Source organism: Flavobacterium reichenbachii (genome assembly GCF_002217435.1).
GTDB classification, from domain to species: domain Bacteria; phylum Bacteroidota; class Bacteroidia; order Flavobacteriales; family Flavobacteriaceae; genus Flavobacterium; species Flavobacterium reichenbachii.
The window spans coordinates 101,421-116,443 of record NZ_MUHF01000002.1 but is presented as its reverse complement, the minus strand read 5'-3'; the positions used below and the strand labels follow the sequence as shown (position 1 = coordinate 116,443).

The window sequence follows — 15,023 nt, the reverse complement described above, 5'->3', positions numbered from 1 at the left end:
TAAAGAATCAATTTTATGATCTTGACAAATCGCTGTAATTAGATAAAAATACTTAATTTAAAATACGTATTAATACTTACATGTACTTATATTTGATAAAACAAATCTAGGTACTATGAAAAATACAAATTCTTTATCACAATCGCACAAGATTCTATTCTTGAACACTTTGGCCTTTACGGTATGCTTTGCATGCTGGACATTAAATGGGGTATTAGTTACTTTTTTAGCAGATAATGGAATTTTCCAGTGGAGCGTAGTTCAGATCGGCTGGTTACTCGGAATTCCAATCCTGACCGGTTCCATAATGCGTCTGCCAATTGGAATCCTAACCGATAAATTTGGAGGTAAATATGTTTTTTCGTTTTTACTGCTCCTCTCTTCTATTCCTTTATTTTTATTACCGCTGGCAGATAGTTTTTTAATGTTTGCTCTATTAAGTTTCCTTTTCGGAATGGTCGGGACAAGTTTTGCGGTAGGAATAGGCTATACTTCTATCTGGTATCCTAAAGAATGGCAGGGCCGCGCGCTCGGAATTTTTGGAATGGGAAATGCCGGTGCAGCAATCACTACCTTTTTAGCCCCTTCCCTATTAAACTATTTCTCTGCAGAAGATCCTCAGAATGGCTGGAAAATACTTCCTATTCTATATGCTGTATCACTTTTAATTATTGGAGTTGTTTTTTTAATCTTCGCAAAAAACAAAAAAATAGAAAACCAGACAAAATCGGTTTCACAAATGCTGGGATCACTAAAAAGTGCACGTGTTTGGCGCTTTGGTGCCTACTATTTTTTAGTTTTCGGATGTTTTGTAGCCTATTCACAATGGCTGTTACCTAATTTTATGAATGTATATCAAACCAGCTTGGTCATGGGCGGGTTATTTGCAACACTTTTCAGTCTGCCGTCGGGTGTTATAAGAGCGTTTGGCGGTTATTTATCAGATAAGTTTGGCGCAAGAAAAGTAATGTATTGGGTTTTAAGTTCTTCTGTAATATTGAGTGCTTTGCTAATGATTCCGAAAATGGAAATTACAACTACAGGTCCTGGAGTTCTAGCAGCTAAAAAAGGAATAATTACCGCTGTTTCAGACCAAAATATTAAAATTGGCAGCACTGATTTTGCAGTTGCACAGAAAAAAGAAAATCTAAATCAAGATGGAATTTTTCCGACCACAACATCATGGCAGCAAGTTGTAGTGAAACAAAATCAAACTGTTAAGAAAAAAGAATTACTTGCAAAAGGAATCACGGTCATAAAATTTGACGCAAATATGTGGGTATTCTTAGTTTTAGTAATCCTGATCGGAATATCGTGGGGAATTGGCAAAGCTGCTGTTTATAAACATATTCCGGAATATTTCCCGTCAGAAGTTGGTGTTGTCGGCGGTATGGTTGGCATGATTGGCGGTCTAGGCGGTTTCTTCGGACCAATTATTTTTGGTTATCTCCTCACTGCAACAGGAATATGGTCCAGCTCCTGGATTTTTATATTAGTTTTTTCATCAGTTTGTTTAATTTGGATGCATTATACAATTACTAAAATAATGAACGAAAAACAACCTGTGTTAGCACAAATAATTGATAGGAAATAAAAACAAATAAATGATTTTTGTCAGAAAATGTATGAAAATTAATTCTTTAATTTGGGCCATCAAAAAATCAAATATGAAAAAATTGAAAACTATCATTTTATGTCTTCTGGGGGCAATAAGCGTTCAAATGCAGGCTCAGGAATTAGATGTAAATTTACAAATCAGACCACGTTTTGAATATCGCAATGGTTACAAAACTTTACTCCCTTACGGCCAGGAAGGAACCTCTCAGGTTTCGCAGCGTTCAAGATTAAGTTTTGATTACAAACAAGATGAACTGAAAGTAAAACTAACACTTCAAAATACCAGAACCTGGGGAGATGCTGTACCGGCAACAACCGCAGATAAAAATGGAATTGCAGTTTTTGAAGCTTGGGCACAATACAACTTTACCGAAAAATGGAGCGCCAAATTAGGAAGACAAGTTCTTTCTTATGACAACCAGCGTATTTTAGGAGAACAGGATTGGGGACAGCAGGCACAAAGCCACGATGCAGCAACAGTATCGTTTCAGGGAGAGAACCAAAGATTAGATTTTGGAGGAGCGTACAATTCTAATGCAGAAAATGTTTTGCAGACCCCTTATACTGTTTCCAGTTACAAAGCAATGCAATTTGCGTGGTACCACAGAAAATTTGAAACGCTAGAAGCAAGCTTTTTACTGCTGAACACAGGTTACGAATATGCAAACGCGGATGCTAAATTATTAGTAGATTACAAACAAACCTTTGGGCCTTATTTAACTTTTAAACCTGGGAAATTAGATTCTAATCTTTGGGTTTACGGACAAACAGGAAAAAATACCGATCAAAAAGTAAGCGCATGGAATGCCGGAGCGAATGTAAATTATATGTTTACCGAAGCTTTTAAAGCTGGTTTAGGATTTGAATTCTTATCTGGAAAAGATAGGAATGACGGCAGTTCGGTTATCAAATCTTTTAATCCTATTTTTGGAACAAACCACGCTTTTAATGGTTTTATGGATTATTTTTATGTTGGAAATCACTTAAATAATGTTGGTCTTGAAGATGCCTATTTGAAATTAAATTATACCGTAAAAAAATGGCAGTTTGCTTTGAGTCCGCATGTGTTTTTGGCTCCAAACAAAGTTGTTACACCGCTTAATGAGGAATTAGATTCTTATTTAGGAACCGAAGTAGATTTTTCTACTACCTTTAATTTCAAAAAAGATATCGTTTTAACAGGAGGATATTCTCAAATGTTTGGTACTAAGACTTTAGAATTTATTAAAAACGGTGATGCCAGCCATACTAACAATTGGGCTTGGTTGATGATTTCTGTTAATCCAAGAATTTTTAGCTGGAAAAAATAATTTTTCTTCAAAATTAACTTCTATATTTTACCCTTTTCCTATTTCGGAAAAGGGTATTTTTTTTAGTTTCAAAAAATGCATTGTATTTCCTTTAATTAGTTATATTTGAAACGATTATGAACCCCAAATTCTATCCTATGAAACCATTTCTAAAATTATCAATGTTAACTCTTATCGTAACTCAAACTAGTGTTGATCAAAAAATAAATGATGCTTTAATTTCAAAAGGATCAGAAATAAATTTTGCAAAAACACAAAAAAGAGGAATCAAAAAAAACAACATTATTTATTATGTTGAAAATGATTTACAAACAATATCTGCCTACAAAAGAAGCAAATTAAAATGGCAGACCAATGTAATTTCTGTTTGTGGAAAACCAAAAGTAGGAGAACCCGAAATAAGATATATAGGATATAATACAAACAAACTGCTAATCGTTATGGGAAAACATAACTTTGCAGAAATTGATATTAATAGTGGTATAACGACGCTTGTTGGTTAAGATAAATCTATTTAATAGTTAGTCAAAATTGCATTATAAGCTGCTCTTTTTCTGTTTTGAGAAGGGGCTTTTTTTTGCGAAGAAATTTCGTTTTAAATTTTGCTATAGTATATTTGTTAAAACCAAAAAAAATAAATACGAATGATCTCTTTAAATAAACATGTTTCTTTCAGAAATATCCTTTTCTTCTTACTGTTAAGTTATCATGTGCAAGGGCAGAAAAACAACAGTAATGCCTATGACCGGATATATGATTTTGAAGAAGGTTTAGCAAACGTTTTGGGATTTAATTCAGAAGAAGGATACATCGATAAAAATGGAAATGAAGTTATTGCTTTGGGAAAATACAAATACTCAGGTCAATCTTTTTCAAATGGACTAAAAACAATTAGAGTGCCAGGCGAAGGTCAGACAAAATATGGCTTTATTGATAAAAATGGTACTATCAAGATAGAACCTATATATGAAAATGCATATCCTTTCAAAGATGGTTTAGCCGCCGTTCAAAAAGATGGGAAATGGGGATATATTGACACAAGTGGAAAAACTGTTATTAATTTTAAATATAAAAGAATTAGTTTTTTCCGTGAAGGCTTAGCAAGTGTAGCACTTGATGAAGAATATGGTTTTATAAATCAGAAAGGAGAATTAATTATCCCGTATCAATACGAATGGACATTTGGGTTCACCGAAGGTTTAGCAAAGGTTAATGATGGATACAAAACATATTACATCGATACTAAAGGAGAACGTAAATTTACAGATGATACTAATGATGTAAATAATGGCGAATTTTCTAGCGGTCTGGCAATAATTAAACAAAATGATAAAGAAGGATTTATTAATAAAGAGGGAAAGACAGAGATTGGTCCCCAGTATGATAAAGCCTATAAATTCAGAGGCGACATCGCAATTGTAATCATAAATGGTAAATATGTTTTAATTAATAAAAAAGGTTCTCTAATATCCAGTCAATCTTATGATAATGCATATTATTTTCAGGATGGACTTTGCTCAGTTAAATTAAACAAAAAGTGGGGATGTGTAGATAGCACTGGTAAGATTATAGTTCCAATAATTTATGATGAAATTGGATTTTTTTCTGAAGGGTTATTGAGCGTCAATTTGAATGGAAAAAACTTTTACATTGATCAAAACAATAAATGTAAGATTTTCTGTAATTAAAATTTTGTTATTCTGTAAAATTCCAAATATAAACCATGAACAACTGGACACAAAGATGGGACGACCGCTACAGCAGCGAAGAATTTGCATACGGTACAGCACCCAATAATTTCTTAAAAGAACAAATCCAAAAACTAAATCCAGCAGCGATTCTTTTTCCTGCTGAAGGCGAAGGAAGAAATGCCATCTTTGCTGCAAAGTTAGGCTGGGAAGTCTCTGCTTTTGATATTAGTGAAGAAGGAAAAAATAAAGCTCTTAAACTCGCCGAATCCAGCAATGTTTCAATTGATTATAGAGTTGGTGAATTGGAAACTTTAGATTTTAAAAAAGATCAATTTGATGCAATCGCATTGATTTACGCCCATTTTCCAGCAGAAATTAAATCTCTTATTCACAAACAACTGAATCAATATCTAAAGCAAAACGGCATTATCATTTTTGAAGCTTTCAGCAAAAAACATCTGGAATATTTAGCCGTAAATGAAAAAGTCGGCGGACCAAAAGATATCGAATCTCTGTTTTCTATTGAAGAAATTCAATCTGATTTTCCAGATTATGAAATTTTACAATTAGAAGAAACAGAAATCGAACTCAGCGAAGGTTTATTTCATAATGGGAAAGGTTCTGTAATTCGGTTTATTGGAAGAAAAAGATAGTCAGACAACAAATTAAAATTGAATTATGCTTCATAAAATTATAGTCCTTTTTCTATTGATCAGCATGCAAAGTTTTGCACAAGAAAGTACTGCGATTACTCATAAAGATCTCTATTCTAAAGATGGACTTATTTATAAAGCTTCTAATGATTCAATTTTTTCAGGTTCTATAGAAAACCGCAGATGGACAAACAATATATTATTATCAAAAGAAGATTATAAAGACGGTTTTATAATATTGGTTACCGAATATTATAACAAAAGCAAAAAAGGAATTCCGTATATGAAAACCTATTTCCATGACGGCCTGTATTTTAAAAAGAAAAAACAAGATCGCCTGGATTTCGACGGAACTATAGATTCGACTATTTATTTTGATGAAAACGAAAACAAAATATTAGAAGAATTCTTTTCTAAAGGCAAATTAATTCACAGCTGCGAATATAAAGACGGAAAGAAAAATGGAAAACAATTCTGTATTTCGAAAAATGGAGAGGAACTAAATTTTATTTATAAAAATGGGAAAAAAGTTCAATAATCAATTTATCTAAAAAAACCCATCAGAGACTCCCAGTTCTTAACAAAACCAAGAATCAAATCGCTGTAATACAATCACACAGTATACTTTCGCTGTTGTGACCTAAATCTAATTTTAAAGCTTTCAAAAAAACCAATTAGGTTTTAATTGAAAGCTTATTTCTTTTATTCAGTTCTTAGTGGCTGGCTTTGCAAATAATAAAAATATTTTTAAACAAAATTACGTATTAATACGTAAAAATACGTATTTTTGTTTCTATAGAATTAAGTGATTTACTAAAGAATTAAGTAATTCATGTTTCTGTACTTAAACAAAAATGTAATGCAAAACACCAAAATCAAAACTACCTGTTCCTATTGCGGCGTTGGCTGTGGCATAATCGTAACCAATGATGCTAAAAATGGCGTGATGGTCGAAGGCGACAAAGACCATCCTGTAAACAAAGGTATGTTATGTTCTAAAGGTATGAATCTGCATTACGTAGTTAACGATACATCAGACCGAATTTTATATCCAGAAATGCGAGGCAGTAAATCGTATCCGCTGGAGCGCGTAAGCTGGGACACTGCTCTCGACCGAGCTGCAGCTGTATTTTCTTCCATCATAAAAAAACACGGCCCGGACAGCGTTGGCTTTTATATTTCAGGACAATGTTTAACAGAGGAATATTACTTGGTCAACAAACTCGTAAAAGGTTTTCTTAAAACCAATAATATCGATACCAATTCCAGACTTTGCATGAGTTCTGCTGTCGTGGGATATAAAAAAACTTTTGGAGAAGATTCTGTACCTATTTCTTATGATGATATTGAGCTAGCCGATACTTTTTTGATTACAGGCGCAAATCCGGCGTGGTGTCATCCTATCCTATTCAGACGGATTGAAAAACACAAAGAGAAAAATCCGAAAATAAAAATAATTGTAATTGATCCGAGACGAACAGATACTGCCGCTTTTGCCGATTTACATCTGCAGATTATTCCGGGTTCTGACATTATTTTGTATCATGCCATTGCCAAACGCATTATCGAAAAAGGTCATGTAGACCACGATTTTGTAAAAAACAATGCAGAAAATTTCAAACAATACAAAGACTTAGTTTTAAGTACTTCTTTAGAAAAAGCTTCAAAACTTTGTGGTATTTCGGTAAACGATATCAAACTTGCTGCTGATATAATAGGAAAGGCAAAAGGTTTTATTTCGCTTTGGGCGATGGGATTAAACCAAAGTGCCGTTGGCGTTGATAAAAATACGGCGCTGCTCAATTTATCACTATTAACAGGACAAGTTGGAAAACCTGGTTCAGGACCTTTTTCCTTAACTGGACAACCCAACGCAATGGGCGGACGCGAAGTTGGCGGAATGGCAACACTTTTGGCAGCGCACAAAGACATTGCAAATCCAGAACATCGAAAAGAAGTTGCCGATTTTTGGGGCGTTGATTCTATTTCGGATAAACCGGGTTTAACCGCGACAGAAATGTTTGAAGCGCTGGAATCGGGTAAAATGAAAGCAGTATGGATTATCTGCACCAATCCTTTAGTGAGCCTCCCGGATTCAAGACGTATTGAAAAAGCACTTCAAAATGCAAAATTTGTTGTCGTTCAGGATATTTCGCATAATGCAGATACTGCAAAATTTGCCGATTTATTATTGCCTGCTGCAGGATGGCTGGAAAAAGAAGGAACGATGACGAACTCAGAACGTCGTATTTCGTATCTTCCTAAAGGAATAAATGCTCCAGGTGAAGCCCTTCCAGACATTGAGATTTTAATTCGCTTTGCGAAAAAAATGAATTTCAACGGATTTAATTACAACAGTGCCGAAGATATTTACAAAGAACACTGCGCACTTACTAAAAATACCAATATTGATATTTCATTCTTAAATTATCATCGCCTAAAAACCGAAGGAACTTTTCAGTGGCCCGTTCCAGATTACGGACATCCGGGAACTCCGAGATTATTTACCGATAAAAAATTCTATACGCCTTCGCAAAAAGCAATTTTCAATCTTCCCGTTTCGATAGAAAATACATCGGTACAGCCAAATGCCGAATTTCCTTTTATCCTAACGACAGGAAGAATTCGTGATCAATGGCATACAATGACTAAAACTGGGAAAGTATCCAGATTGTTAACACATATTCCGAGTCCTGTCTTAGAAATAAACCCAATTGATGCTTTTAAAAACGAAATTAAAAATGGTGATATTGTTACGGTTACCAGCAAAAATGGCGAAGTCCGCGTAAAGGCAAAAGTTACAGATTCAATTAAAGAAAAAGTCCTTTTTCTGCCAATGCACTGGGGAAAACAGCTTGAAAATGATTTAAACCGAACCAATAATTTAACGAATACCGTTGTCGATCCTATTTCAAAAGAGCCAGATTTTAAATATACTACCGTTTCGATTACCAAATATGTAAAACCGTTTCAGAAAATTGCCATTGTTGGTGCGGGCGCAGCATCATTCCGATTCATTCAAAATTATCGCGAATTCAATACAACCGACGAAATTATTGTTTTTTCGAATGAAGTAAATCCGTTTTACAACCGCGTCTTGCTTCCAGAATACATGACGGGAGAATTCAGCTGGGAACAGCTTTTAAAAGTTAAAGATGGCGAAGCTTTCAGTAAATTAAAAATTACTATGAAAGCCGGAGTTGCAATTGATAAACTGGATACCAATAATAAAACAATTTTAGACAGCCAAGGTCAAATCCATACTTTTGATTCCTTGATTTTAGCAACCGGAAGCCGTCCTTTTGTACCAGAAAATGCACAGCTCCATCTTCCCGGACGTTTTACAGTAAGAAAAAAAGAAGATGCAGACCGATTAAAGAAACATCTTGACAGCACCAATCTCCCTCCAGAAGAACAGCATGTCGTTATTATTGGCGGCGGTTTATTAGGCTTAGAATTGGCTGCAGCTTTAAAACATAAAAAGATAAAAACTACGATTGTTCAAAGAGCTTCGCGTTTGATGGAACGCCAATTGGACTTAATATCGAGCAAATTATTGGCCGAAGAAGTACAGCTTCGAGACATTCAGATTTACTTTGATAACGAAGTAAGTACGGTTTTTGAAACAGATAATGAAAATGAAATAGAAATCGCCTTAAAGAGCGGTAAAATTATTACCGCAAATGCAATTGTATATACGATTGGAACAATCCCGAATATTGAAATTGCACGCGAAAGCGGACTTTCATGCGGACGAGGCGTAAAGGTAAATCAGTATTTGCAAACTTCAAATCCAGACATTTTTGCTATTGGAGAAATAGCTGAATTCAAAAATAAATTATTCGGAATCACTTCTGCTGCAGAAGAACAAGCTGCTATTCTGGCTAACTTTTTAGCAGGTGATATCAGCAGTTACTACAAAGGTTCTATTTTAATGAATATTTTAAAATTAGAAGATATCAACCTTTGCAGCATTGGCGATATCCAAATTCCGGAAAACGACGATTCATATGAAGAAATCGTTTTTTCAGACTTGAAAAAACGTTATTATAAAAAATGCATTGTAAAAGATGATCTTCTTGTTGGAGCGATTTTAATGGGTGATAAAAACGAGTTTGCCGAATTCAAAACCATGATCGAAAGCAAAATAGAATTATCAGACAAACGGAATTTATTACTAAGAGGAAGTTCAACTGCCAAACCCGTTCTCGGAAAACTAGTTTGTTCCTGCAGTCAGGTTGGAGCAGGAAATATTGAAGAAACGATCAAAAGCGGTGTAAGCGATTTTACCGATTTATGTAAAAATACCGGAGCCGGATTAGGATGTGGCAGCTGTAAAACAGAAGTAAAGGAAATATTGGCAAAATGTAGAGTTTAGTTTATTTTGTTTAAGGTTTCACGTTTCAAGTTGTTGATTGTGCTGATCTTAACGTAAAGTTCACAAAACCAAGCAGTAAAGCTTCTATCCAAAGCTTTGCGAACTTTAGAAACTTATTAAATAAAAACTAAAAACTTTGCGAAACTTTGCGGTAAAACTTTATGTTCAAAGTAAAAAACCTGAAACTTTAAACCTGAAACCTGAAACAAAAAAAAATGGAGTTAACAAGATTAATAGTAAAAGGAGGCGTTATTTCGCCGGGAGAATTACGAGAAGTAGTAGATATTGCTTTAGAAGAAGGTCTGGATTCCATTTCATTTGGTTCAAGACAAGACATTATTTTCCCGCAGGGTTTTAAATCTTTAGACAAAAATACTTTAGGCAGACATCATTTTGTTTATCCCGATCAGGAAAGCGGCAATAATATTGTTTCTTCTTATGTTTCTACAGATATTTTTAGAAATACAAATTGGCTTACAGGAAATCGGTTTTTATATGTTTTGGAAGAATTTAAAGAACAGCCAAAACTAAAAGTAAATATTACAGATCCAAAACAGCAGCTGGTTCCTTTATTTACCGGACATTTAAATTTTATTGCTTCAGAACACGAAGATTATTGGTATTTGTACATTCGTCTTCCAAAATGGGAACGAATAGAAGTATATCCTGTTCTGATTTACAGCTGGGATTTGGCCAAAATATATTACGAAATAGAAAAAATTACAGAAGAAGATTCCGTTGACATAGAAATGCTTTTTACTCTAGTCAGCGAAGAATTGGATACCAACAGCAGAACGATTGACAAACCTTTGAACATTCCTTTTTATCCTTTTCCATATTACGAAGGAATGAACAGAATGGGAATCGACCAATATTGGCTGGGATTATACTGGCGAAATAATCAATATGATTTGGGTTTTCTTAAAGAAATGTGCGATTTGTGTTTTGAATGCAAAATTGGGAAAATCTGTATCACGCCCTGGAAATCATTCATTATAAAAGGAATTCCGAAAGACCGAAAATTAGAATGGGAAAAATTCTTAGGAAAAAGAGGAATCAACGTTCGCCATTCTCTGCTGGAATTAAACTGGCATTTACCAGTAGCAATGGAATGGGCGCTGAACTTAAAAACCTTTTTAGTGCGTACGCTTGATCAATTTGACATTAGTACTTACGGACTAAACTTCGGCATATCAGAGTACAATCGGGACGGGCATTATTTTACTTCCATCGTAATCGAAAAAAATGAACTTCCGGCTGCTTTAGAATCTATCAAAATCAGAGATACCTATAATGTATTGTCTGCCAAAAATTTTGATCCAAATACTCGCGAATATATAGTGCATTCTCAAGACATTGATAAACTCGAACTGCCTGGAATTTTAATTGAATTAAGCAGAAAATATTTTGATGAACTCGGAAATTCAACATCAGAAACCTCAGAAAACCTGCAGAAAAAAGAAAAACCGCAATCAGATATTTACCAGTGTCAGGAATGCTTAACGCTTTACAAATCAGAATATGGAGATGAAAGCCAAGGTATTCCAAAAGGCATTTTATTCAACGATTTGTCTGATACTTATTGCTGTTCATTATGTGAAGCGCCAAAAAGCAATTTTAGAGTTTTGGAAATTGCAGAAAATTAAAATTTATTACCCGTTGGGTGTAATTAGTAAAAAAATTAATTTAACACATAGAAACATAGATTTTAAAATATTTAGAAAAGATAATTTTAAAAAATCTTGATTTTCAAACATAGTCCCGAAGTATCGGGATGTGTTAATACAAGTGAAACGCCTTTTTTAAGTTGACAAAATCTATGCCTCTATGTGTTGAACATAATTACATGCAACGGGTTGAAATTTATTTTAAATAATTATTATAAGCTATTTCCAGCTGTCCGCTCTATCTTTTGTTTTTTAAAGAAAAAAACAAAAGGATGCCGCTTCCATCTGGGCTAGAGCAATCGTTTTCAAAAGAAAATATTTGAGTACTCTTTGTTTTACAACCAATATTTTGCATCTCAACTTTGTCGCTTTACGCACATTTATACAGCAATTTCTTCTATTTTTTCAAGTAGAATTGTTAAGAGATTTACACTTTTAATTTCAGCCATAAAATTAGTTGTCTAAAATTCAATACTTTAAGTTAAATTTTTATCTAAAAGCTTAACATTGGATAACTTGTTTTATAATTATCTTTACTTAACCGAAAGTTAACAATTTAGTTACATTGTTATAAATATACTCATCCAAAAAGCACATTTATATGGAAAACAAAACAGAAGAAACTCCTGAGAAAATTGACTCTCCTGCTGCAGAAAGTACACAAACTACAGAAAGTGTAAAGCCAGTTACAGAAAATCCCGTAACTCCAAAAACACCGACTGCCAAAGCGCCTGTTCGTAAAACAGCTCCTGCAAAACCTGTAACTGCAGCAAATGCAAAACCAGCCGCAAAAACGACAACTCCTGCCGCAGCAGTAAAACCAACGGTACCAAAAACTCCTGCAAAAAAAATAACTGCACCTGTAGTTAAACCAGCACTTATTGAACCAATTGCTGCAATAGAAGAAGAAAATACAACTGCAGAAGCAGTTAAAAAATCTAATGATAAAAAGAAGAAAAAAGTGAAAGACAAGGAAAAAGAAAAGGCAAAAAAGAAATTAGCAAAGAAGAAAGATAAAGCTAAAAAAGACAAACAAAAGGAAAAAGCTAAAAAAGCAAAACTAAAAGCTGCAGCTAAGAAAAAAGAAAAAGCAAAAAAAGCTAAGGATAAAGCTAAAGCTAAAAAAATTGCAAAAAAGAAAGTAAAGTCTAAAAAGAAGGCAAAAGCTAAAAAGAAAAAATAAAAATTGAGAAGAAGGTTTAACTTAGAAATAAGTTGAACCTTTTTTTATTTAATTTCTCTAAATTGTACATACTATCTTTGTCAAAGTTTAAAACTTTGACAAAGATTCTCTAGAGCCTCATCCTCCAATTGCAATCATGCTGCGATTATCAAAATGTTTTGCAGGATCATCCATTTCGTCAATCGTGACCATTCCGGCGCGGACTTTCTTTTTATTTTGAATCGATTGAGAAATCAAATCTGTAAGAGATTCTCCATTTCTAAAAGCCGCCAATAAATCAGTTTCTGCATTAGAGAAAAGACAGTTTTTTATTTTTCCGTTAGCCGTCAGGCGGATTCTGTTGCAGCTGTCGCAAAAAGGATTTGTAATTGAACTTATAATTCCGAAATTGCCTTGAAAACCTTTTATTTTATAAGTTCTTGCAGTGAAGTTTTTTTCGTCCTCCAATTTTTGAATTTCATCTGAAGAAAAAGCATCTTCAACCTGCGATAAAATCTCATTTTGCGAAACCATTTTGCTTCTGTCCCACTCGTTTCCGGCAAATGGCATAAACTCAATAAACCGAACTGAAATTGGAAGAAATTGGGTCAGTTTAACGAAATCAATAATTTCGTTATCATTAAAACCTTTAATTAAAACTACATTTACTTTTACCTGAAAATCATTATTGAGAAGCAAATGAAGATTATCAATTACTTTCTCAAATTGATTTCTGAGTGTTATAGAATGAAATTTGGACGCAATTAAAGTATCTAAACTCAAATTGATTTTATTTACCTTAAACTGCTTTAAAACTTCAATATGACGATCAATCAGGATTCCGTTTGTTGTCATAGAAAGAGAGATATTTAAACTCGATAATCTAGAAACAATCTCCGGAAAGTCTTTTCTTAAAAGAGGCTCACCGCCTGTTAATCTAATTTTATCAACACCATTTTCTACGAAGGTTTGGGCAATAGCAAAAATTTCATCAGCCGTCATTAAACTGGCTTTTGGAGACAATGCTATTCCGTCGGCAGGCATGCAGTACGTACAACGCAAATTGCATTTCTCCAATAACGAAATACGCAAATAATTATGTTTGCGCCCAGAACCATCCGTCAAAATAGTGTTAGAGGCTGTCATGATTTTTTCCTTTTAAAATATGAAAAACGTGCAGTAAATGCGGAAAAACAGCATCCATAGATTCTCTTGCGCCGTTTGCAGATCCTGGCAAAGCCAAAACTACTGTTTTGCCCAAAGTTCCTGCTACAGTTCTAGATAACATGGCATACGGCATTCTCTGCTGTCCGTAATTACGAATCGCTTCTTCGATTCCGGGAATTCTGCTTTCTAATAATGGCGACAAAGCTTCTGGTGTAACATCTCTTGGCGATAATCCGGTTCCGCCTGTAAAAATAACCAGCTGATTTTCTTTAGCAAAAGCTTTTGTCTTTTCCTGAATAACCTCCAATTCATCCGGAATTATTTCGTAATGAGAAGTTTCAACTCCGTGAAGCTCTAACTTTTCTACAATAATTTTTCCGGAACGATCTTCTTTATCACCTGCAAAAATAGAATCGGAACAAACAAAAACGGCTGCTTTAATAGCATTCGGAAATTTATTTTTGAAAGACGATTTTCCGCCTTCTTTATTGATTAATTTAATCGTTGAAATTTCGATTTCTTTATCAATTGGTTTCAACATATCATACATTGTAAGCGCTACAATCGATGCGCCATGCATAGCTTCTACCTCAACTCCGGTTTTGTAAACGGTTTTTACATTAAATATAATCTGAATGTCTAAACCTTCAATTTTATATTCAACCGAAGTAAATTCAATTGGAAGCGGGTGGCAATCCGGAATAGACAAATGCGTATTTTTTACTGCAAATAATCCAGCGGTTTTTGCCATTTCGAACACATTTCCTTTAGGAACCAAATTATTCACCACAGCGTCAATTGTTTCCTGCCTGCTGACTTTTACAATTGCGGTTGCGGTTGCTTTTCTTAATGTGCTTATTTTATGCGTAATATCTACCATTTATATTTTCTTAGGTATTTTGTTTCCAGGTGAATGTGTCATTTTCAAAAATCTCTTTACCAAAAATCGGCACATCTGTTTTGATCCAGTTTACAATGGCTTCTGTAGCTTCATAAACTTGTTTGCGTCGCGTTGCCGAAACAAATACAAACAAACAGATTTCGCCTGCTTTTACTACACCCAAACTGTGGTAAATGTGCATGCAGGTTAAGTCGAATTTTGCAAACGCTTTCTCGCGAATAGTATGCAAAGCCTCGTTTGCCATGTCTGTATATGCCGAATAATCAATAGCAACAACGGTATTGTCGTGAATCACATCGGCACGAACTTGTCCCAGAAAAATATTGTGCGCACCAATTGTATGTTTTGATTGATGTTTGGCAATCGACTCGGCTATAAATTCAGGAGCAATTGGTCCTTCTACAAATACATTTTTACTCATTATTTTTTATCTTTTTGCCACGGTTTGTGTGGATTAAAATGATTTTCTATTTTGCC

General features: G+C 34.2%; 12 protein-coding genes. 9 read left to right on the top strand and 3 right to left on the bottom strand.

Annotated elements, in window-relative coordinates; genetic code table 11:
* The first annotated feature begins 115 nt into the window (after window positions 1-115).
* The 9 genes from B0A68_RS02710 to B0A68_RS02670 all read left to right on the top strand — a co-directional run bounded on the left by B0A68_RS02710 (window position 116) and on the right by B0A68_RS02670 (window position 12,499).
* Window positions 116-1,594 carry an MFS transporter gene (locus B0A68_RS02710; protein ID WP_035683051.1) on the top strand — a complete coding sequence of 493 codons (1,479 nt, stop codon included), beginning with the start codon at window positions 116-118 and terminating at the stop codon, window positions 1,592-1,594.
* A 73-nt stretch (window positions 1,595-1,667) separates the two neighbouring features.
* Entirely contained in the window at window positions 1,668-2,927 is a 1,260-nt protein-coding gene (locus B0A68_RS02705; RefSeq protein ID WP_035687951.1) for an alginate export family protein, read from the top strand.
* A 137-nt stretch (window positions 2,928-3,064) separates the two neighbouring features.
* Complete coding sequence (locus tag B0A68_RS02700; protein ID WP_035683050.1) at window positions 3,065-3,430, top strand: hypothetical protein; 366 nt, start codon at window positions 3,065-3,067, stop codon at window positions 3,428-3,430.
* A 141-nt stretch (window positions 3,431-3,571) separates the two neighbouring features.
* A complete protein-coding gene (locus B0A68_RS02695; protein ID WP_051892496.1) occupies window positions 3,572-4,615 on the top strand; it encodes a WG repeat-containing protein in 1,044 nt (347 codons plus the stop codon).
* Between the two features lie 35 nt (window positions 4,616-4,650).
* Entirely contained in the window at window positions 4,651-5,271 is a 621-nt protein-coding gene (locus B0A68_RS02690) for a class I SAM-dependent methyltransferase (protein WP_035683048.1), read from the top strand.
* Window positions 5,272-5,296: 25 nt separating this feature from the next.
* Window positions 5,297-5,809 (top strand): hypothetical protein, encoded by a 513-nt coding sequence (locus tag B0A68_RS02685; protein ID WP_123947472.1) that lies wholly within the window; start codon window positions 5,297-5,299, stop codon window positions 5,807-5,809.
* A gap of 321 nt (window positions 5,810-6,130) precedes the next feature.
* Window positions 6,131-9,649 (top strand): nitrate reductase, encoded by a 3,519-nt coding sequence (locus B0A68_RS02680; protein ID WP_035687946.1) that lies wholly within the window; start codon window positions 6,131-6,133, stop codon window positions 9,647-9,649.
* Window positions 9,650-9,864: 215 nt separating this feature from the next.
* Window positions 9,865-11,295, top strand: a complete 1,431-nt coding sequence (locus tag B0A68_RS02675; protein ID WP_035683042.1) for a rubredoxin — start codon at window positions 9,865-9,867, stop codon at window positions 11,293-11,295.
* Window positions 11,296-11,917: 622 nt separating this feature from the next.
* Window positions 11,918-12,499 (top strand): hypothetical protein, encoded by a 582-nt coding sequence (locus B0A68_RS02670; protein WP_035683040.1) that lies wholly within the window; start codon window positions 11,918-11,920, stop codon window positions 12,497-12,499.
* 117 nt (window positions 12,500-12,616) lie between these two features.
* On the opposite strand, the gene moaA is transcribed toward B0A68_RS02670, so the two are convergent.
* Genes moaA through B0A68_RS02655 form a run of 3 tightly spaced genes read right to left on the bottom strand, consistent with a single transcriptional unit; the run spans window position 12,617 to window position 14,967 of the window.
* Window positions 12,617-13,624 carry a GTP 3',8-cyclase MoaA gene (gene moaA, locus B0A68_RS02665; RefSeq protein WP_035683036.1) on the bottom strand — a complete coding sequence of 336 codons (1,008 nt, stop codon included), beginning with the start codon at window positions 13,622-13,624 and terminating at the stop codon, window positions 12,617-12,619.
* Window positions 13,611-14,525 carry a bifunctional molybdenum cofactor biosynthesis protein MoaC/MoaB gene (moaCB, locus tag B0A68_RS02660; protein WP_035683033.1) on the bottom strand — a complete coding sequence of 305 codons (915 nt, stop codon included), beginning with the start codon at window positions 14,523-14,525 and terminating at the stop codon, window positions 13,611-13,613. The genes moaA and moaCB overlap by 14 nt, the downstream gene beginning before the upstream one ends.
* Window positions 14,526-14,535: 10 nt before the next feature.
* Complete coding sequence (locus tag B0A68_RS02655; protein ID WP_035683031.1) at window positions 14,536-14,967, bottom strand: molybdenum cofactor biosynthesis protein MoaE; 432 nt, start codon at window positions 14,965-14,967, stop codon at window positions 14,536-14,538.
* Between the last annotated feature and the right edge of the window lie 56 nt (window positions 14,968-15,023).